This window comes from Paracoccus sp. pheM1, assembly GCF_018499825.1.
GTDB lineage: Bacteria > Pseudomonadota > Alphaproteobacteria > Rhodobacterales > Rhodobacteraceae > Paracoccus > Paracoccus versutus.
On record NZ_JAGXCX010000001.1, the window covers coordinates 2,437,952 to 2,457,410 of the forward strand.

Below are 19,459 nucleotides of genomic sequence, written 5' to 3' on the forward strand. Positions count from 1 at the left end.
GGCCGGCAGGGCGTATCCGTCAACAGCTAGGCACCGGGGCGGTTGGGGTCAAGGCCCGCCATCACCCGATCCAGCAAGTCGTCGGGCAGCGCCATCAGGCTGCGCGCAGCCGTCCAAAGCACCGCAACCTCGACCCGCGCCTGCGGCCAGATCGACCGCAAAGCCGCGCGATAGGCGGCCATCTGTCGCAGGATGCCCAGCGGCACCGCCTGCGGCGTGCCCGGCACCTCGCGGTTCGACTTGTAGTCCACCGCCAGGATGCGGCCGGGCTCGACCACCAGCCGGTCCACCGCCCCGGTCAGGATGCCGATGCCCGGCACCGGCGCGGCCAGCGCCACCTCGGCCATCACCTCGGCCGCGTCGGAAAGCGCAAAGACCTGCGCCAGGTCCGGCGCCTCGATCACCGCGCGCGCCTCGGCCAGCAGCGCCGCCAGTTCCCCAGGCGCCGGCAGGCCGCCCTCGGCATCGGCCAGCACGTCGCGGGCCAGATCGGGCCATTCGGCGGGATCGCGGCCCGGCAGATGCTCCAGCAGCAGATGCAGCCGCGTGCCGAACAGCATCGCCGCCGCGGCATCGCCTTCGCCGGGCGCGCCGATCACCTTGGCGCCGCCCAGAGCCGTCGCGGCGACGGGGCGCAGCTTTTCGGGCGCGGGCGGCGGGGGCGCGCGCAGCCAGTCCGGCTCGGCCAGCACAGGCCTTTCGGCCGGCACCGCATCCGGCGCGTCCTCGGGCCAGTCGCCAAAGGACAGCCGGCGGATCTCGCCCCCCCAGGGCGCGGGCAGGCGCGCCTGGGCCAGGTCGGAGCGGCCCAGCCCGGCCTCGACCATGGCGTGCCAGCTGTCCTCGCCCTGGCCGGTCTCGCCCGCCGCGGCAACGATCAGCCAGCTTTCGGCGCGGGTCAGGCCGACATAGAGCAGCCGCTTGCGTTCCTGCAATTGCCGCTCGGTCTGGGCGGCGGCCAGTTCCTCGACCGGGTCGGGCCGCTCGCCCTTGCGGCCGCGCCACAGCGCCAGCCCGTCCGGGCCGGGCAGCACCGGCGCCTCGCGCGGGGGCTTGCGCTTGGCGGCGTCGGGCATGATGACGATGGGGCTTTCCAGCCCTTTCGAGCCATGCACGGTCATCACCCGGATCAGCCCCTCGCCATCCCCTGCCGAGCCGGGCTGGCGGCGGACCTCGACATCGTCGCCGGTCAGCCAGACCAGGAAGCCGGTCAGCGAGGGCGTCTCCGAGCTTTCATAGCTCAGCGCCTGCGACAGCAGCTCGTCGATGCCGTCCTGCGCCTCGGGGCCGAGCCGGGTGATCAGCCGCTCGCGCCCGCCATGGCGGATCAGCAGGCGCTGGACCAAGTCATAGGGCCGCATGAAGCCGGTCTGGCCCATCAGGTCGGCCAGCACATCCACCGCATGGCGATGCGTCGATTCCCGCAGCCGCCGCCACAGGTATTCGCCACGCTTGCGCCCGGCGGCGAGGCGATAAAGCTGCTCCTCGGTCAGGCCGAACAGCGGCGAGCGCAGGCAGGCGGCCAGCGACAGGTCGTCCTCGGGCGTGGCCAGCACCGACAAGAGGGCGCGAATGTCCTGCACCGCCATTTCCCCGGCCAGCTTCAGCCGGTCGGCGCCGGCGACGGGCAGGTTCGCCGATTTCAGCGCCGCGATGATCTCGGCAAACAGTTCCGAGCGGCGCTGGACCAGGATCAGCACGTCGCCGGCGCGGATGCGGCGCCGCTGGCCGGTCTTGGCGTCCAGGATCGGCTGGCCCAGCATCTCGTCCACGGCGCGGGCGATGGCGCGGGCCAATTGCACGGTTTCCGAATTCTCGGCCGGCTGGTCCACCGGGTCGGTCCAGTCGCCGGGCTCGGGCTTGTCGGGCTTGGGGATCGCCGGCCACAGGTCCACCCGGCCCGGCATCCCGGTGCGAAAGGCGCGGTGCTGCGGCGGATCGCCCAGGCCGCGCGCCGCGTCGCCGGCAAAGACCTGGTCGACCAGCGACAGGATCGCGGTCGAGCTGCGGAAGGAATGCCGCAGCTCCAGAACCTGCATCGGGTTCTGCACCGCCTGGAAGGCTTGCGCAAAGCCGGTGCGGCGGGCCTCGAACACCGCGATGTCGGCGCCCTGGAAGCTGTAGATCGACTGCTTGGGGTCGCCCACCACGAACAGGCTGCGGCTGCCGGGCCGCGCGCCCTGGCCGGCGGTGAACTCGTCCGTCAGCCGCTCGATCACCTGCCATTGCGCCGGGCTGGTGTCCTGCGCCTCGTCGACCAGGATATGGTCGATGCCGCCGTCCAGCCGGAACAGCACCCATTGCGCCATGCTGTTTTCCGACAGAAGCCGCGCGGTGCGGTCGATCAGGTCGTCGAAATCCAGGTGGCCATGCGCCGCCTTCTGCGCCCGGTAGCGGGTCAGGAAGCCATGGCCGAAACGGTGCAGCGCCAGCGTGCGCTCGGCATGGGCCAAGGCGATGCGGCGGGGGCGGGCGGATTCGACCCGTTCCATCAGGATCGCCAGGTCGTCGAGCAGGTCGGCGCAGGGGCCGCTGCGCAGCGCCTTGGTCGGGAAGCTGTCGTATTTCGCGGTAAAGGGCTCCCTGGCGCCGGCGCCGGTCAGCAGCACGGATTCGAGGATCGCCAGTTCCGCCAGGCCCGGCTGCGTCCAGTTGCCGGGGCCAAGCTTCGCCGCCGCCTTCTGGTCGGTGGTGCTGCCTTTCAGCAGATGCGGGACCAGCGCGGCGACAACCGTGGCGCCATCGGCGAAGCATTCCGCCAGGAGCGCCCGCATGTCCTCGCCCAGCGCCAGCCCGCAGGCCGCCCAGAGCGCGTCCCGGTCCGCGGGGGCATCGAACCCCCGCAGACCGGCGAGGAAGGCGTCGAGCTTTTCGCCCGAATGCAAGGCCAGCAGGTCTTCCAGCTCGGGCGCATGGTCTCGGGCCATTTCCTCGATGATCTCGGCGCGGATCAGCGCGGCGCTGCGGTCGTCAAGCTCGGTGAAGCCGTGCGGCACCCCGGCCTCGATCGGAAAGCGGCGCAGGACGCCCGCGCAGAAGCTGTGGATGGTCTGGACCTTGAGGCCGCCCGGCGTCTCGATGGCGCGGGCGAACAGCCGGCGCGCGGCGGGCAGGTCGGGGGCGCCCGCCTCGCCCAGCCGCGCCAGTTCCGCGCGCAGCGCCGGTTCGGGCAGCATGGCCCATTGGCCCAGCCGCGCCAGCAGGCGGTTCTGCATCTCGGTCGCCGCGGCCTTGGTATAGGTCAGGCACAGGATGCGCTCGGGCGCGGTCCCGGCCAAGAGCAGCCGCGCCACCCGGTCGGTCAGCACCCGCGTCTTGCCCGAGCCGGCGTTGGCCGTCAGCCAGGTCGAGCGATGCGGGTCCGCCGCCCGCACCTGCGCCAGCGTCGCCTCATCCATCATCGGCGAACCTCTGCGGCTGGGGGATTTCGGTCGTGTCCCATTCGCCATGCCGCGACAGGTGGTCGTAGTCGCTGGCATGGTCGGACCGCTCCATCGCCAGCCGCGCGGTAAAGCCGCGCTCGCCGCCCAGATAGCGGCGGATCAGGGTGACGAAGCCGGCCCAGGTTTCCTCGGCGAAGCCGGGGCTGAACTCGCGCGGCTCGGTCTTTCCCTCGCCGCCCAGCTGGATATAGCTGATGCCCTCGACCTCGGCCGGTCCCAGCGCCTTGAAGGCGCCGTGCCGGACCATGGCGGCCTCGAGCGGCAATTGCTTGTCGAAATGCGCGATCTGCTTGTCCGAGGGCGGCTTGCCGGACTTGTAGTCATAGACATGCACCCGGCCATCCTGCAGCAGGTCCAGCCGGTCGGGCCGGGCGATCAGGCGGAAATCCAGGCCGGGGACGCCCTGTTCGCCATATTCCTCGACCAGGATCGGCCGGCCGCGCGCCAGCCTTGCGGCCTCGTCCGCCATCAGCCGCTCGGCGATGCCGGCGATGCGCGCGCGCCAGAACAGCCGGGCCGAGGGCCAGGGCACCTCGGCCTCCAGCACCGCATCAGTGATGGAAAGCAGCCGCGCCGCCATGACCTGCGGCGCCTCGGGCAGGTCGGGCAGGCCGCGCAGGAAACGGTCCATGATGTGATGCAGCACGTTGCCGCGTTCGGCCGCGTCGGGTTCGGGGCGCAAGGGGTCCAGCGCGCGCAGGCCCAGCACGCGGCGGGCATAGACGGCATAGGGGTCGCGGATCAGCGTCCTGACCTCGGTCACGGACAGTTCGCGCAGCGCCGGCGGCGGCGGGATGGGCGAGGGGCGATGCGCCGGCGCCAGCCGCATCCGCGGCCGGGCCTGCAACGCGGCCAGGTCCAGCCAATGGCGGCCGCGATCCCGCATCGCCGCCAGCGCCTGCGGCCCCTGCTGATCGGGCAGCCCGCCCAGCAGATTCACCAGCCGGTTCAGCCAGCGCGAGGGGATGGTCTCGGCCTCGGCATCGCGGCGGGCGCGGGTCAGCACCACCCGGCCCGCGCCAACGGCCTGCTGGAAGTCATGCGCGGCCAGGCCCACCTGGCGTTCGGGCAGGGTCAGTCCGGCGGCCAGCCGCATCGGCCGCGACAGCCACGGATCGGGGGGCAGGGCCTGCGGCCAGCCGCCCTCGTTCAGCCCCGACAGGATCACCAAGCCGGCGGCCTCGTCCACCGCCTCGGTGCGGGACTCGCGCGGGCCGCGAAAGCGGACCAGCGGATGGGCGGCCACGTCCTGCCGCACCGCCTGTCCCTGCAATTCGTCGTAAAGCAGGTCGCAGAACTCGCCCGGCCGCAGGTCGTGGCCCAGATGCGCATGGGCGGCCAGGTGGTCCAGCACCGACCGCGCCAGCCCGCCCGAGGCCTTGGCCCAAAGCTCGGAGGCATCGGCGCTGCCGCCGGGACCGGCGGCCAGATCCTCGGCCAAGGCGCGCAGATCGCGCAGCCGATCCGCCAGGGGCCGCGGCGCCCGATCCTGCGCCAGCGGCACGATGCGGTCCAGCAACTCGGCCAGCCATAGCGCCCAGGGCTTGCTGGAGCCGTCGCCCCGGTCCGCCCAGGCCCGCAGCGCAGCGCCGTCGGGAAAGGCGGGGCCGTTGCGGCGCAGGTGCAGTTCCAGGTCGCGGGCATGGCGGTTGTGGTCGCGCCGGTAGTCGGGGCCAAGGCCCGTCGCCGTCACCGGGTGCTTGAGCAGCACCAGCAGCGCGTCCAGCATCATCTCGGCCCCGAACAGGTCGGCGACATGGCGCAAAAACAGGCCGGGCGCGGTCAGCGGCAAGGGCTGGCCGGCGGAATCGTCGGGGATGATGCCCCAGCGGTCCAGCGCCGATTGCACGCGGCGCGTCAGCATGCGGTCGGCGGCGATCAGCGTCACCGGCTGGCCGCGCTCGACCGCCTCGCGGATGATCAGCGCCACGGCCTCGGCCTCTTGCCCCGGCTGCTCGGCCTCGATCAGGGTCAGGCGTTCGGTCGCGGGGACCAGCGGACCAAGGCGCGGGCCTTCCTCGATCCATTGGTCGGTGACAGGCGCCGGGCGCAGCGCCAGCGAGATCAGCCGGTTGCGCGCCGGGTCGGGGGCGGTGCCGGGCAACCATTCGCCGGGCGGGCCGAACTCGGCCAGCAGCGGCGCATAGCGCGCCTGCGGGTGATCCTCGGACAGCGCGTCGAGCCCGTCCCAGACCGCCTGCGGCAGGTCGGCATCGAACCCCGGCAGCACCACCGCGCCCATCGGCAGCCGGGCGACGGCGCGCATGAAATCCCGCGTCGCGCCATGCGAGCCGGTCGAGCCAGCGACGACCACCGGGCCCTGCGGCAGATCCTCGCCCCGCGCCCAGGCTGCGGCCAGCGCCTGGGCCGCGGCGCGCTGGCGGGCCTCGCGGTCCTGCGGCGGGTCGGACAGGTAATAGCCAGCGGCGATCTTGAGGAAGGCCAGCGCGCGGCCCCAATGCTGGGCATGTTCGCTGGCGTCGATGCGGTCCAGCGCCTGCGCGTCCAGCCCCTCAAGCTGCATCTCGGCCATCAGCGCCGCCAGCGAGGCGGCCAGTTCCGGCACCGATTGCCCCTGCGCCAGGTCGGGATCGGCCCGCAGCGCGGCATCGATCAGGCGGCCCAGCTCCAGCCGGCGCGCCAGCGGCGCCGTGGCCGCGCCGCCGCCCAGGTCGGCGATCAGCCGCAGCCGCGGCAAAAGCAGCGGCCCGCGCCGGATGAAGGCCTGGCGCAGCGCCGTCAGCGACTGGCCGGAGTTGGCATAGACCGTGACCCGCGCCATGTCCTGCGGCGGACGGTCCGCCATGCGCCGGACCAGCCCCTCGGCCAGGCCGCCGGCAAAATCGGCGCCGCAGGGCAGGGCGAAGACGCCGTTCTGCCAGTCAGGCATCGAGCAGGCTCTCGGCCAGCGGGATGCAATCGGGCCGGCCCACGTCGCACCATGCGCCGGGATGGACCTGGCCGTAAGCGCGGCCCTCGGCGATCATCAGATCCCAGAGCCGGTTGAGCGAGAACACCTGCTCGGGGATCTCGGCCAGCCGCTCGGGGCGGATGATCTGCACGCCGCCATAGACCAGGTCGCCCTTGCGGATCAGCCGGCCGGCAGAGCCAAGGCTGAAATCGCCGCCGCCCTGCCGGCCATGCGCCCGGTCCAGCGGCACCAGCATCAGAAGCGCGTCCATGTCCTCGCGCCAGCCGTCCAGCAGGGCGCGGACCGGGTTCGGGCCGGTCCAGACCACATCCGGGTTCATCGTGATCACGGGACCGTAGCCAAGCAGCGGCAGCGCCTTGCGCAAGCCGCCCCCGGTCTCCAGCAGCAGGTCGGCTTCGTCCGAGACGGCGATGTCCCGCCCGGCGACGTGATCGCGGATCTGCTGGCCCAGGTGGTGGATGTTCACCGCCACCGGCCCGACGCCCGCCTGCCGCCCCAAGGCCAGCGCGCGATCCAGCAGCGTCTGGCCACCGACCGCGATCAGGGGTTTCGGCACCCTGTCGGTCAGCGGTGCCATGCGGGTGCCCTTGCCCGCGGCAAAGATCATCAGCGGCAAGGTCATCCGGCGATGCCCTCGATCACCTCGGGGGTCGGGGCCGGGATGCCCTCCAGCGCCTCGGCCAGCGGCGCCAGGGCCGGATGGGCCAGGTCGCGCTGGATCGCCGCCCAGACGCGCGGCATCATCGCCAGGTAGCGCCGCTTGCCTTCGCGCTGCGCCAGCCGGGTGAAGATGCCCATGATGCGCAGGTTGCGCTGCGCGCCCAAGAGCGCATAGGCGGCGCGAAACCGTGCCTCGTCCACCCCGGTCGCGGCGATGTAGCGGGCGATCTGCGCCGCCTCGATCTCGGGGGCGACGTCCCGGCGCGCGTCCTGCAGGGCCGAGACCAGATCATAGGCCGGATGCACCGCCACCGCGTCCTGGAAATCCAACAGGCCCAGCGGCGCATCGGCCCGCCAGACCACGTTCTCGGCATGGAAATCGCGCAGGCCCAGCACCGGCGGCATGTCGGCGGCCAGTTCGGCATGCAGGTGCTCGATCACCGCGGCGACCTCGGCGCCCTTGCCGGGCGCGCCGGCGGCGGGGGGGTAGTATTCGGCGAAAAGCCCGACCTGATGCGCCAGTTCCGGCCCGTCGAGGCGCGGCACGAAATCCGGCGGCTCGTGGCCATGCAGCTGCACCAGCAGGTCGGTCATGCGGTCATAGATGCGGGGCGCAAGCTCGGGCCGCTGTTCCAGCACGCGGGCGACCAGGTCGTCGCCCAGATCCTCGATCAGCAGCAGGCCCTGCGCCTGGTCGGTGGCCAGGATCTCGGGCGCGTGCAGGTCCAGCGCCCGCAGCCATTGCGTCATGGCGACATAGGGCGCGGTCACGCCGGGCGAGGCATCCATCAGGACCGCGCTGCGCCCGCCATCCTCGACCAGCCGGAAATAGCGCCGCGACGAAGCATCGCCCGCCAACGGCCGGAGCCGCGCCCCGGACCAGCCGGCGCGGTGGATCAGCCGGGCGATGGCGGGCAGGCGGGTCATCAGGCCCCAATGCGGCTCGGAGCCCGCCAGGGTGATGCGGCGCAGGTCGGGCGCGTCTGCCAGGGGCTCCAGCCCCACGGTCAGCGCGCCCTCCAGCGGGCTGCCATGCTCGGGCCATTCGACCAGCACGATGGCCTCGCGCATGGCCTCGTCGAGGCCAAGCTCGGCCAGTTCCTCGGGATGGGTCAGGCGGTAGAGATCGGCATGCCAGATCTCGGTCCCCATCGGGTCGGCATAGGTCTGGACCAGGGTGAAGGTGGGGCTGGGCACCTCTTCGGCCGCCTCGCCCTGGCGGGCGCGGATGAAGGCGCGGGCGAAATGGGTCTTGCCGGCGCCGACCGGCCCCTGCAACGCCACCACGTCGCCCGGTTTCAGGACAGCCGCCATCACCCGCGCCAGGCAGGCGGTCAGGTCGGCATCGGCATCGTCAAGCGTCGCAAGCAGGGTCATGGCGTGAACCTAGACGCTGGAGCCTCAAAGACCAAGCACATCCGCCATGTCGTATTCGCCCGGCCCCTTGTCCTGGCCCCAAAGCGCCGCACGCAGCGCGCCGCGGGCAAAGATGGCGCGGTCGGTGGCGACATGGCGCAGCACCACCCGCTCGCCCGTCGTGGCGAAGATCACGTCATGCTCGCCCACGATGTCGCCGCCGCGGATAGCGGAAAAGCCGATGGAGCCGGGCGCACGGGCGCCGGTGATGCCTTCGCGCGCCGGGGTGCGCAGTTCGTCCAGGCTGTGGCCGCGCCCGGCGGCGGCGGCCTCGCCCAGCATCAGGGCGGTGCCCGAGGGCGCATCGACCTTGCGGTTGTGATGCGCCTCGACCACCTCGACGTCCCAATCCTCGCCGAGCGCGGCGGCGACCTTGCGGGTCAGGCCGACCAGCAGGTTCACGCCCAGGCTCATGTTGCCGGCGCGGATGATCGGCGCGTGACGGGCGGCGGCACGCAGCTTGTCCAGGTCCGCGGGCTCGAATCCCGTGGTGCCGATCACATGCACGGCGCGGGCCTGCGCGGTCAGCTCGGCAAAAGCCACCGTCGCCGCCGGGGCGGTGAAGTCGATCACCGCCTGCGCCTTGGCGATGGCCTCGACCGCGTCGTCGGTGACGGTGATTCCCAGCGCCGCCCCGCCCATCGCCTCGCCCAGGTCGCGGCCGACCCAGGGGTTGCCCTCGCGTTCGATGGCACCGACAAGGCGGGCCTGATCCGACCCCAGAATGGTGCGCACCAGCATCTGCCCCATGCGGCCCGACGCGCCCGTGATGACGATTCCCGGTTTTTCCATGCTCGATCCCCCGTTTGCGGCATGTCTATCCCGTTGCGGCGCGGGCCGCGACCCCCTACATCTGCGCGCATGGCACAGAACCGCTTTCATTCCGGCACCGGCCCCTCGCAGCGCCAGCTTCGCGTGGGCGAGCTGATCCGCCGCACGCTTTCCGACGTCCTCCTGCGGGGGGATGTCCACGATCCCGACCTGAACCGGCATTCGATCACGGTCGGAGAGGTGCGGACCTCGCCCGACCTCAAGGTCGCGACGGCCTATGTGCTGCCCCTGGGCGGGCAGGGCGCCGAAGAGGCGCTGGCCGCGCTGCGCCGCAACGCGGGCGAGCTGCGCCACCTGGTCGCCAAGGCGATGACGCTGAAATACGCGCCGCAGCTGCGCTTTGTCCTCGACGAGACCTTCGACCGCATGGACGACACCCGCCGGCTCTTGTCCGAGGACCGGGTGCGCCGCGACGTCGAATCGCACCCGGAAGACGATGAAGATTGACCTCAAGCGCCGGCTGGGCCTGGCCCTTGGTGCGCTGATCGCCATGACCCTGCCCGCCATGGCCGGGATCTGCGAAAAGCGCGACTTCGACGGGCAGGGCTATGTGATCTGCACGCTGACGGCCGGGCAGGAGCCGGGGCTGCGGCTGTGGCTGAACGGCCCCGACGGCCGGGTCTTGGGCGATTTCACCGCCGTCCGCCGCACGCTGGCCGAGGGCGAAGTGCTGGGCTTTGCCATGAATGCCGGCATGTATCACCCGGATTTCACCCCGGTCGGGCTTTACGTCAGCGACGGCGTCAGCCAGCACGAACTGGTGACGGCCGGCGGCGGCGGCAATTTCGGCATGCTGCCGAACGGCGTCTTCTGCACCGGCGGCGCGCGACCCTATCAGGTGATCGAGAGCCGGGCCTTTGCCAGGGCCGCCCCGGACTGCCGCATCGCCACGCAATCGGGGCCGATGCTGGTCATCGACGGCGCGCTGCATCCGCGTTTCCTGGTGGACAGCGACAGCCGCTATGTCAGGAACGGCGTCGGCGTCTCGCCGGACGGGCAGACGGCGTGGTTCGCCATCTCGGACCGGGCGGTGACGTTCCACGAATTCGGCCGGCTGTTCCGCGACGGGCTGGGGGCGCGGGATGCGCTGTATTTCGACGGCTCGATTTCGCGGCTATACGCCCCGAGCCTGGGCCGCGCCGATTTCGGGCGGCGGCTGGGGCCGATCATCGGATATGTAGGACAGAACTAGAATGGCGCGAAAAAAGGGACGCGAGATCCACGGTTGGCTGATCGTGGACAAGCCGGCGGGCATCGGCTCGACCGATGTGGTCAGCAAGGTCCGCTGGGCGCTGGACGCGAAGAAGGCCGGCCATGCCGGGACGCTGGACCCGGATGCGACCGGCGTGCTGGCCGTGGCGCTGGGAGAGGCGACCAAGACCGTGCCGATCCTGGCCGAGGCGCTGAAGGCCTATGACTTCACCGTGGCCTGGGGCGCCGAGACCACGAGTGACGACGCCTCGGGCCAGGTGGTCAAAACCAGCGACGCGCGCCCGGACGAGGCGGCGATCCACGCCGCGCTGCCGGATTTCACCGGCGAGATCATGCAGGTTCCCCCCGTCGTCTCGGCCGTGCGCGTCGATGGCGCGCGGGCCTATGACCTGGCGCGCGAGGGCGAGGTGGTGGAGCTTGCCGCCCGGCCGCTCTGGGTGGAATCGCTGGAGCTGCTGGGCGCGACCCGCGACAGCGCCGCGCTGCGCATGGTCTGCGGCAAGGGCGGCTATGTGCGCAGCATCGCCCGCGACCTGGGCCGCAAGCTGGGCTGCCTGGGCCATGTCGCGCAGCTGCGCCGCATCTGGTCGGGGCCGTTCGAGGCCGATGACGGCATCGCCTTCGACCGCATCGACCGCGCCAACCAGGCCGAGATCGAGGCGGCGCTGCTGCCCCTGCAAGCCGCGCTGGCCGACCTGCCCGAGATGCAGGCGACCGAGATCGGCGCCACCCGCATCCTGAACGGCAATCCCGGCCAGGTGCTGGGCCATGCCGAATTCGGCGAGGAGGTCTGGGTCAGCCGCAACGGCCGCGCGCTCTGCATCGGCCGCTACATGGGCGGCGAGGTGCAGCCCTCGCGCGTGTTCAACCTGGGCTAGATCCCCCCGTCGCCCGGCGCCATGATCCGGGCGACCGTCGCGCCGGGCAGGGCCTCGGCGGCATAGGTGAAGGTGCCGGCGGATCGGACCTCCTGGGCGGCACGCATCAGCGCACCCAGCGCCGCCCGCGCGAAAGAGCCGCCGACGCTGATCCGCCGCACCCCGGCCTGCGCCAGCTCGGCCACCGACCAGGTCGGGCCGTTCAGCCCCATGACCACGTTGACGGGCTTGTCCACGGCGGCGCAGACCGTGCGGATCGCCTGCAGGTCCGGCAGCCCCGGCGCATAAAGCACATCCGCCCCAGCGGCGGAAAAGGCTTGCAGTCGCCGGATCGTGTCGCCCAGGTCGGGACGGTCCCAAAGGAAGTTCTCGGCCCGCGCCGTCAGCAGGAAGGGCAGGCCCCGCGCCGCCTCTGCCGCGGCCTGGACCCGCTCGACCGCCAGGGACAGGTCGTGGATCGGATTGGCGGCATCGCCCGTCGCATCCTCGATCGAGCCGCCGACCAGCCCGACTTCGCAAGCCAGCCGGATGGTTTCGGCGCAGGTCTCTGGCGCGGCGCCGAAACCGTCCTGAAGATCGGCCGAGACCGGCAGCTTGGTCGCGCGCACGATCTCGGCGGCGTTGTCCAGGATCTCGTCGCGCCCCAGGTCTGCGATGGAATCCAGCTTGCCCCTGGAAAAGGCATAGCCGGCGCTGGTCGTGGCCAGCGCCTGGAACCCCAGGCTCGCCAGCAGCCGCGCCGAGCCGGCATCCCAGGGGTTGGGCATGACGAAGGCGCCATCCCCCTGGTGCAGCGCCTTCAGCGCCTCGAACCTGGCCTGTTGATCCGGCATCGCGCCTCTCCTGCAAGAACTCCACGCATGAGCCTAGCAGGACGGAACAAATTGTGAACGATTTTCTCGGCCCCTGTCGCGCCACGGAGCCTGCCGTGGCGCGAAGGCCGTCAGCCGGCGAATTGATAGGTCGCGGGCACGAAGCGATAGGAACCCTCGCCGTTCGGGGCGATGAAACCCAGCGCCGGGAAGGGCATGTGATAGCCGATGAAGGGGATCCTCTCTTCGGCCAGCCGGGCCAGCACCGCCTGGCGCGTGGCCGCGCCCTGGTCCTTGTCCACGTCGAAGCGCACATGCCAGGCCGGGCGCTGCACCGAATAGACATAGTGGTTGAAGCTGTCGCCGGTGATCAGCAGCCGCTGCCCGTCGCTTTCCAGCAGATAGGTGGTATGGCCGGGGGTGTGGCCATGCGCCTGCTCGGCCTTGATGCCGGGCAGGATTTCCTCGGTCCCCTCGATCTGCTGCGCCTTGTCGAGCAGCGGCACTACCTTGGCGGTATAGGCCTCGCTGGGATTGGCCGCCCAATAGTCGTTCTCGGGGCGGGGCAGGATCAGCTGGGCGTTGGGAAAGGCCGGGCTGTCGCCATCCATCAGCCCGCTGACATGGTCGCCATGCATATGGGTCAGCACGACATGGGTCACGTCCTCGGGCTTGACGCCGGCCTGCGCCAGCGAGGCGGCGTTGTTCGCGGGAACCATGCCCGCGTCGAACAGCACCAGCGCATCGGCGGTGCGCACCAGCGTCATGGTATAGGAGCCGCCGCTGCGGTCGGCGGGAATGAAATTCTCGGCACTGAGGCTTTCGAACTCGGCCGGCTCGGCATTCAGGCCGAAGGTCTCGATCGGATTGTCGCTCATGCCGCCGCCGCCCAGCAGCGTCGTCACCTCGAAGCCGCCCAGCTGGATGGTGTGGGCCCGGCCCGGAAAGGCCGGCGCCTCGCCCGCAGGCTGGGCGGGGGCGGTCTGGGCATGGGCCGGCAGCACCAGCGCCATGGGCAGGGCGCCGCCCAGCATCATGGCACCGCGGCGGGTCATATCGGTCCTGAACATCTCTCCCTCCTCGTTGGTTCTTTTGCAAGCTTACGCGAGGGCGGCGGGTTCAGGCATGAAACCTGCGTGAACTAGAACGGGGCGGGCGCGGTAAAGCCTTGCATCACCCCGGTTTCGGGATGCTTGAAGCGCAGGCTTTCGGCATGCAGCATCAGCCGCGGGAAATCCGCCGCCGCGCCGGTCGCATAAAGCGGATCGCCCAGGATCGGATGGCCCAGCGCGGCCATATGCACGCGCAGCTGGTGGCTGCGGCCGGTGACGGGCATCAGCCGCACCCGCGTCTCGGCATCGCTGGCCTTGACCACCCGCCATTCGGTCTGCGCCGGCCGGCCCTGTTCGTGATCGACCTTTTGCCGCGGGCGGTTCGGCCAGTCGACGATCAGCGGCAGGTCCACCGTGCCGGTCTTCGGCTCGAGCCGGCCCCAGAGCCGCGCGACATAGGTCTTTTTCGTCCGCCGGTCCTCGAATTGCTTGGACAGGTGGCGCTGCGCATGCGGCGTCAGGGCAAAGACCATGACGCCCGAGGTGTCCATGTCCAGCCGATGCACCAGCAACACGGTCGGGAAGGCGGCGCGCAGCCGCTCGATCAGGCAATCGGCGCGATCCTCGCCGCGGCCGGGGACCGAAAGCAGGCCCGCCGGCTTCTCGACCACCAGGATCTCGTGATCGGCATGGATCACGCGCGGCTGTTCGTCGGTGGGCTGGTAGAGGAAGCTCATTTCCAGACCAGCCGCAGGGCAAGGCCCGCGAACATCACCGCGGCGATGCGGTTCACGATGCCCAGCCGCTTGCCGATCACATGGCCGGCCAAGCCCCCGACCACGCCGTAACCTATCGTCACCAGCGTGCCCGACAGGGTGAACATCAGCCCCAGCCCCAGGATCTGCTGCCAGACCGGGCCGTATTCCGGCTTGGTGAATTGCGGCAGGAAGGCCAGCAGGAACAGCACCGGCTTGGGGTTGAGCAGGTTCGACAGCGCACCGCGGCGGATGATGTTCCAGGACCGGCTGGCGGCACGGGCGCGGGGATCGACCTCGCCCGCGTTCCAGCTTTTCCAGGCCAGGAACAGCAGATAGGCGGCGCCGACATATTTGATCGCGACCAGCGCGCCGGGATGGGCGGCGACCAGCGCGCCAAGGCCCACGGTCGCCATCGCCACATGGCAGATCACGCCCAGCCCGACGCCGAAACCGGCCAGCGCGCCCGCACGCGGCCCGTTCTGGATGCCGCAGGCGCTGGCGAAGAACACGTCCTGCCCCGGCGCCAGATTCAGCACCAATGCCCCGGCCATGAAGGCCAGCAGCTGTTGCAGCGGAAAATTCGCCAAGGTGTCCCAGATCATCGCGCGCCCCCTTTTCCTGCCGCCTAGGCCGGGCGGCGCGGCGCGTCAACTATTCGCGCGGGTCTTGCGGCAGCCCGTCGGCGATGTCGTAATAGTCGCCCTTGTCGGCGACGAAGATATGGCCCAGCAGCCGCAGCCCGGTCGGGCTGTCGATGGCGCCCGCCGCCACGTCGATGATGTCCGAGCCGTCGCGCTGCCAGAACAGCGAACTGCCGCAGTCCGGGCAAAAGCCGCGCCGGGCGAAGTCCGAGGCGCGATACCATCTGGGCTCGCCCTCGATCTCCAGCGAGCTGGGCAGGATCGCCGCCCAGTAATGCCCCGACCAGCGCCGGCACTGGCTGCAATGGCAGGCCTTCAGGTCGTTCGTGGCGTCATGGGTGCCGCGGAACCGGATCGCGCCGCAAAGGCAATGGCCGGTAAACGCGGTCACGTCCGAATGTGTCATCCAGGATCTCCTGCAAGCGGTCGGCATCGTCCTGCGTGAAAGCGTCCGGGCGGTCGCTGTCGATGTCAAGCACGCCGATCAGCCGCTCGCCCTTGCCCACCACCGGAATCACCAGTTCCGAGCGGGTCGAGCTGGCGCAGGCGATATGGCCGGGAAACGCCTCGACATCGGGCACCAGCTGGACCTGCCGCGTCCGCGCCGCGGCACCGCAGACCCCGCGCGAGAACGGGATCACCAGGCAGCCGTGGCCGCCCTGGTAGGGGCCGATCTTCAGCATCTCGGGCGCGGTGACGCGATAGAAGCCGGTCCAGTCGAAGCGCGCGTCCGAGTGGTGGATTTCGCAGGCCAGCGTCGCCATCAGCGCGACCTCGTCGGTCTCGCCATGGGTCAGGGCGCGGATGCGGGCGGCAAGGTCGTCGTAATCGGGCATGGCGCCAGACTAGCCCGGCGCGGCGGTCCTGTCACGGGGCTGCCTTCTCAGCCGGGCACGCGCCTATAGCTGCGGGGCCGCACCAGCAGCACCCCGGCGGGGTATCGCCGGCCCCCCGCCAGTAGGTCAGAAAGATGCCACAGCCGATCACCTGCACCAGAACCGCCCAAGGACAGCGGGACGAAGCCGACGGCTCGCAGGGGCATGTCACCAGGCATGACCAGGACCGAGCGGGCAAGGAAGCAACCGGCCATCACCGCAAAGGACAGGCCGCACGGGATGGAAAGGATGCGCATGGGGCAGACCAACCAGAACAGGCCGCGGATTGGCGCAAAGGCGCATCTTGCCGCAACCGGCGGGAATCGGGTCTGGGAAATTCTGCTATGGTTGCAGGTCGTCCAGGATCGCCGGCAGATCCCGGCGCAGCAGCGCCATGCCGCCCGGCTGCCAGCCCAGCACCTGCAACCGCGCGCAAAGCGGGCGGCGCAGCGCGGCGGCATCGGCGCGCGCGGGCAGGGGCGTGGCGCAGCCGGTCAGGCGGGCGACCTCGGCCAGCAGGTCGCGGCGGTCCAGCACCAGGTCGCTGGCATTGTAGCTGCCGGCCATGGCCGGATCCTCCAGCACCAGCAGCACGGCGCGGGCCAGGTCGGCGCCATGCAGCTCGGTCGCGACGCGGGGGGGCGGGGTGGTGCCGCGCAGGAAATCCCCGATCAGCCTGGCCCATTTCTGCGGCGCGCCCGGACCATAGACCCCGGTCGGGCGCAGGCTGGCGGTCGCGAAATCCGCGCCGGCCATGGCGGCCAGCGCGGCCTCGGCCTCGGCCTTGACCTGGCCGTAGAGGCTGGTCGGGGCCGGGGAAAGCGCGTCGGGCAACGCCATGCCCTGGGGATGGCCGTCATGCACGGCGCGCGAGGACAGGAAGACCACCCGCCCGACGCCCCGGTCCCGCGCCGCCCGGAACAGCATCAGCGAGCCGTCCAGGTTGGCGCGGACGAAGCCCTGCGGATCTTCGCCCTCGCCGCCGCGATAGCGGCCGGGGGCGTGCTGGAAGGCGGCATGGACCAGCGCGTCGCAGCCGCCCAGCTCGGCCGGGTCGCCCAGGCGCCAGCCGGGCAGGGTGGCAACCTCATGTCCCGCCTGCTCCGCGGCGCGGTGGATCCAGCGCCCGACAAGGCCCGAGGCGCCGGTCAGCGCGATCCTCATGCCACACCGGATGCGCAGCCGGGCGGGGGCGGCAGGTCGCGCGGATCGGGCACCGGCCCGTTGCCGGCATGGGCGCGCCACAGATCGACCAGCGGGCGCAGGGCCTCGGCCTTGGCGTGGTCCTGCCAGGGCTTTTCATATTGGTAATGCAGCACGCGGATGTCCTGCCAGCGCCACAGCTGCGGCAGGTTCAGCCAGACATATTGCAGCATGTTGTCAAAGACCGGCAGCCCGTGCCAGTCCGGGAAATAGCTTTCCAGAAAGGTCTGGTCGGTGCGGCGCCAGAACCGGCCGGGCTGGTCCAGCCGGGCCAGCATGGCGCGGAAGGTCCGTGCCGAGGGCCGGGCGGTGAAGACGCCCGAGTTCAGGCGGTGGAAATCGGCCAGGCTTTCATAGACATTCGGCGCGGCGGAAAATTCCGGGTAGTCGAACAGCCGGTCGATATTCTGCAGCACGATGGCATCGGCGTCGATGAACACCACGCGGTCGTAATCCAGCTGCCACAGCCGCAGCTTGGCGAAATTGTCCAAGGGCGTGTGGAAGGGCGGCTTTTCGCCCTTGGTGAAGGGCGCGGCGCCGTGCAGCCGGTCGCGGGCGTGCAGGGCGTTGAACCCCTCGGAGGTGGGCAGCAGGTCCACCCGCACCGGGCGCACGTCCAGCGCCCGCAGCGCCTCGACCGCGTCGGGGGGCAGGTCGGTGTAAAGCAGGACCAGGTCGGCGCTGGTCCCGGTCCGGCGCAGCGACCGGAACAGCGCCGCCGCCCCGGTCGCATAGTCGGGATTGGTCGCCAGCGTGACAAAGGCGCGGCCGGACCGCGCCTTGCCCTGGGGGTGAATGCCTTCGGGGGTCACGATACCGAACGCAGCCTCTTGCCTTCGGGATCATGCTCGACCCGCTGGGCGATGTCGCGGGTCCAGGCCGAGACGGCGGGCACGCGCGAGCGGTCGATGCGATGGGCATATCTGCGCGCCACGTCGACCACCTCGGAAAGCAGCCCCTCGGCCAGGGTGATGGGCTTGAGGCCCAGCGCCAGGAACTGGTCGTTCTTGACCACCAGCTCGTTCTCGTCGGCCTCCTTGCGGGGGTTGGGCAGATAGGCGACCTCGGCCCCGGTCATGCGGGCGACCAGCTCGGCCAGGTCGCGGACGCGATGCGTCTCGGTCATCTGGTTGAAGATGCGCACCCGCTCGCCGGCCGGCGGGGCGTCCCGCAGCGCCAGCTCGATGCAGCGCACCGAATCCTGGATATGGATGAAGGCGCGGGTCTGGCCGCCGGTGCCATGCACGGTCAGCGGATGGCCGATGGCGGCCTGGATCAGGAAGCGGTTCAGCACCGTGCCATAGTCGCCGTCATAGTCGAAGCGGTTGATCAGCTGCTCGTGCCGGCGGGTCTGGTCGGTATGGGTGCCCCAGACGATGCCCTGATGCAGGTCGGTGATGCGCAGCCCGTCGTTCTGGGCATAGAACTGGAACAGGATCTGATCGAGGCTCTTGGTCATATGATAGACCGAGCCGGGCCGGGTCGGATACAGGATCTGCTGCGCCCGCGGCCCGGCGGGCGTCTCGATGGAGACGTCCAGATAGCCTTCCGGGATCGGGGCGCCGATGGTGGAATAGCCATAGACCCCCATGGTGCCCAGATGCACCAGATGCGCGTCGATGCCGGTTTCCACCAGCGCCGCCAGCAGGTTGTGCGTGGCGTTGATGTTGTTGTTGACCGTATAGACCTTGTGGCGGTCGGTCTTCATCGAATAGGGCGCGGCGCGCTGTTCGGCGAAATGGATCACCGCGTCGGGGCGATGCTCGGCCAGCCAGGCTTTCAGCCGCTCGTATTCCGTGGCCAGGTTCAGCAGGTGGAAATGGATCCGCCGTCCCGTCTCCTGGTGCCAGATCCGGCAGCGTTCCTGGATCGAATCCATCGGCGTCAGCGACTGCACGCCCAGCTCGGTGTCGATCCAGCGCCGCGACAGGTTGTCCAGGATGTGAATGTCATGGCCCAGATTGGACAGGTGCAGGGCGGTCGGCCAGCCGACGAACCCGTCGCCGCCAAGAACTGCGATGCGCATGAGCTACTCCTTGATGTTGCCCCGCAGAAATGCGCGGTCAATGTGACAAAACGATGACGCTTTGGCGATGGTTCCTGAACAGAAGGCGGGGCGCCCTGCAATTTCTTGCCGAAATCATTGCATGACGGGACGGCGAACACTAAGGATTCCCCTATGATCTCGCAGAAAACGAAATATGCCATCAAGGCGCTGATGGCCCTGGCAGATGAGGTCGCCGCCGGCGGCAATGCCCTGACGATCGAAGAGATCGCGCAGCGTTCCGGCGCGCCCAAGCGTTTTCTGGAACATATCATGCTGGAGCTGCGCAATGCCGGCTATGTCGGCTCGCGCCGCGGCCGGGCTGGCGGCTATGTGCTGATCAAGCGCCCGAACGAGATTTCCATCGGCGAATTGCTGCGCCAGGTGGACGGGCCCATCGCGCCGCTGCCCTGCCTGTCGCGCCGGTCCTATCAGCGCTGCGAGGATTGCACGGACGAGGCGACCTGCCGGCTGCGCCGCATGTTCGGCCAGGTGTTCTGGTCCTATCTGCTGCTGATCGAATCGCTGACGCTGGAGGATCTGGTGGCCGAGGGCGGCCTGCCCGAGATGAGCGTGGTCTGAACGCGACGCCCGGCCGGGTTGCATTCTTGCCATGGCCCAGGCCGCGAAGGGCGATACGGCTTGACCCCAGGGCAGCCCGATAGCAGTTGTGACATGACATTCGATCCATCCCGATGCCGG

The 19,459-nt window shown here is 70.5% G+C and carries 18 protein-coding genes; 4 read left to right on the plus strand and 14 right to left on the minus strand.

Features of this window, described 5'->3' with window-relative positions; translation table 11 throughout:
- Nucleotides 1-26 precede the first annotated feature (26 nt).
- Genes addA through dapB form a run of 5 tightly spaced genes read right to left on the minus strand, consistent with a single transcriptional unit; the run spans nucleotide 27 to nucleotide 9,243 of the window.
- A complete protein-coding gene (gene addA, locus KF941_RS12375) occupies nucleotides 27-3,401 on the minus strand; it encodes a double-strand break repair helicase AddA (protein WP_214273457.1) in 3,375 nt (1,124 codons plus the stop codon).
- On the minus strand, nucleotides 3,391-6,333 hold the full coding sequence (gene addB, locus KF941_RS12380) for a double-strand break repair protein AddB (RefSeq protein WP_214273458.1): 2,943 nt from the start codon (nucleotides 6,331-6,333) through the stop codon (nucleotides 3,391-3,393). The genes addA and addB overlap by 11 nt, the downstream gene beginning before the upstream one ends.
- Entirely contained in the window at nucleotides 6,326-6,997 is a 672-nt protein-coding gene (locus KF941_RS12385) for a nucleotidyltransferase family protein (protein WP_214273459.1), read from the minus strand. Before KF941_RS12385 ends, addB begins: the two co-directional genes overlap by 8 nt.
- On the minus strand, nucleotides 6,994-8,412 hold the full coding sequence (gene tsaE, locus KF941_RS12390) for a tRNA (adenosine(37)-N6)-threonylcarbamoyltransferase complex ATPase subunit type 1 TsaE (RefSeq protein ID WP_114536042.1): 1,419 nt from the start codon (nucleotides 8,410-8,412) through the stop codon (nucleotides 6,994-6,996). Before tsaE ends, KF941_RS12385 begins: the two co-directional genes overlap by 4 nt.
- A gap of 24 nt (nucleotides 8,413-8,436) precedes the next feature.
- Complete coding sequence (gene dapB / locus KF941_RS12395; protein WP_214273460.1) at nucleotides 8,437-9,243, minus strand: 4-hydroxy-tetrahydrodipicolinate reductase; 807 nt, start codon at nucleotides 9,241-9,243, stop codon at nucleotides 8,437-8,439.
- Between the two features lie 69 nt (nucleotides 9,244-9,312).
- Here dapB and rbfA point away from each other — a divergent pair, with 69 nt between their 5' ends.
- From rbfA to truB, 3 genes are read left to right on the plus strand one after another with little or no spacing between them, the layout of a single operon-like run.
- Nucleotides 9,313-9,729, plus strand: a complete 417-nt coding sequence (gene rbfA / locus KF941_RS12400) for a 30S ribosome-binding factor RbfA (RefSeq protein ID WP_024842789.1) — start codon at nucleotides 9,313-9,315, stop codon at nucleotides 9,727-9,729.
- Nucleotides 9,719-10,474, plus strand: coding sequence for a phosphodiester glycosidase family protein (locus KF941_RS12405; RefSeq protein WP_214273461.1), 756 nt, complete (start codon nucleotides 9,719-9,721; stop codon nucleotides 10,472-10,474). The genes rbfA and KF941_RS12405 overlap by 11 nt, the downstream gene beginning before the upstream one ends.
- Before the next feature lies 1 nt (nucleotide 10,475).
- Nucleotides 10,476-11,372 (plus strand): tRNA pseudouridine(55) synthase TruB, encoded by an 897-nt coding sequence (truB, locus tag KF941_RS12410; RefSeq protein WP_214273462.1) that lies wholly within the window; start codon nucleotides 10,476-10,478, stop codon nucleotides 11,370-11,372.
- On the opposite strand, the gene KF941_RS12415 is transcribed toward truB, so the two are convergent.
- The 9 genes from KF941_RS12415 to KF941_RS12455 form a co-directional block, all read right to left on the minus strand.
- Nucleotides 11,369-12,205 carry an isocitrate lyase/phosphoenolpyruvate mutase family protein gene (locus tag KF941_RS12415; RefSeq protein WP_214273463.1) on the minus strand — a complete coding sequence of 279 codons (837 nt, stop codon included), beginning with the start codon at nucleotides 12,203-12,205 and terminating at the stop codon, nucleotides 11,369-11,371. The genes truB and KF941_RS12415 overlap by 4 nt on opposite strands.
- A gap of 110 nt (nucleotides 12,206-12,315) precedes the next feature.
- Nucleotides 12,316-13,254 (minus strand): MBL fold metallo-hydrolase, encoded by a 939-nt coding sequence (locus KF941_RS12420; protein WP_214273464.1) that lies wholly within the window; start codon nucleotides 13,252-13,254, stop codon nucleotides 12,316-12,318.
- 71 nt (nucleotides 13,255-13,325) lie between these two features.
- Nucleotides 13,326-13,973, minus strand: coding sequence for an RluA family pseudouridine synthase (locus KF941_RS12425; protein WP_036753763.1), 648 nt, complete (start codon nucleotides 13,971-13,973; stop codon nucleotides 13,326-13,328).
- Nucleotides 13,970-14,596, minus strand: a complete 627-nt coding sequence (locus KF941_RS12430) for a LysE family translocator (protein WP_214273465.1) — start codon at nucleotides 14,594-14,596, stop codon at nucleotides 13,970-13,972. The genes KF941_RS12425 and KF941_RS12430 overlap by 4 nt, the downstream gene beginning before the upstream one ends.
- A gap of 49 nt (nucleotides 14,597-14,645) precedes the next feature.
- The gene (locus KF941_RS12435) at nucleotides 14,646-15,041 is read right to left on the minus strand and encodes a GFA family protein (protein ID WP_036753757.1); all 396 of its coding nucleotides are present in this window, start codon (nucleotides 15,039-15,041) and stop codon (nucleotides 14,646-14,648) included.
- Complete coding sequence (locus KF941_RS12440; protein WP_114536050.1) at nucleotides 14,968-15,471, minus strand: GAF domain-containing protein; 504 nt, start codon at nucleotides 15,469-15,471, stop codon at nucleotides 14,968-14,970. Before KF941_RS12440 ends, KF941_RS12435 begins: the two co-directional genes overlap by 74 nt.
- A gap of 381 nt (nucleotides 15,472-15,852) precedes the next feature.
- Nucleotides 15,853-16,674, minus strand: a complete 822-nt coding sequence (locus KF941_RS12445) for an NAD(P)-dependent oxidoreductase (RefSeq protein WP_214273466.1) — start codon at nucleotides 16,672-16,674, stop codon at nucleotides 15,853-15,855.
- Nucleotides 16,671-17,525 (minus strand): glycosyltransferase, encoded by an 855-nt coding sequence (locus KF941_RS12450; RefSeq protein WP_214273467.1) that lies wholly within the window; start codon nucleotides 17,523-17,525, stop codon nucleotides 16,671-16,673. The genes KF941_RS12445 and KF941_RS12450 overlap by 4 nt, the downstream gene beginning before the upstream one ends.
- Nucleotides 17,522-18,739: an NAD-dependent epimerase/dehydratase family protein gene (locus tag KF941_RS12455; RefSeq protein WP_036753747.1), complete on the minus strand. Its 1,218-nt coding sequence runs from the start codon at nucleotides 18,737-18,739 to the stop codon at nucleotides 17,522-17,524. Before KF941_RS12455 ends, KF941_RS12450 begins: the two co-directional genes overlap by 4 nt.
- Nucleotides 18,740-18,892: 153 nt before the next feature.
- Between KF941_RS12455 and KF941_RS12460 the strand changes: the two genes are divergently transcribed.
- Nucleotides 18,893-19,339 (plus strand): Rrf2 family transcriptional regulator, encoded by a 447-nt coding sequence (locus KF941_RS12460; protein WP_024842801.1) that lies wholly within the window; start codon nucleotides 18,893-18,895, stop codon nucleotides 19,337-19,339.
- Nucleotides 19,340-19,459: the final 120 nt, after the last annotated feature.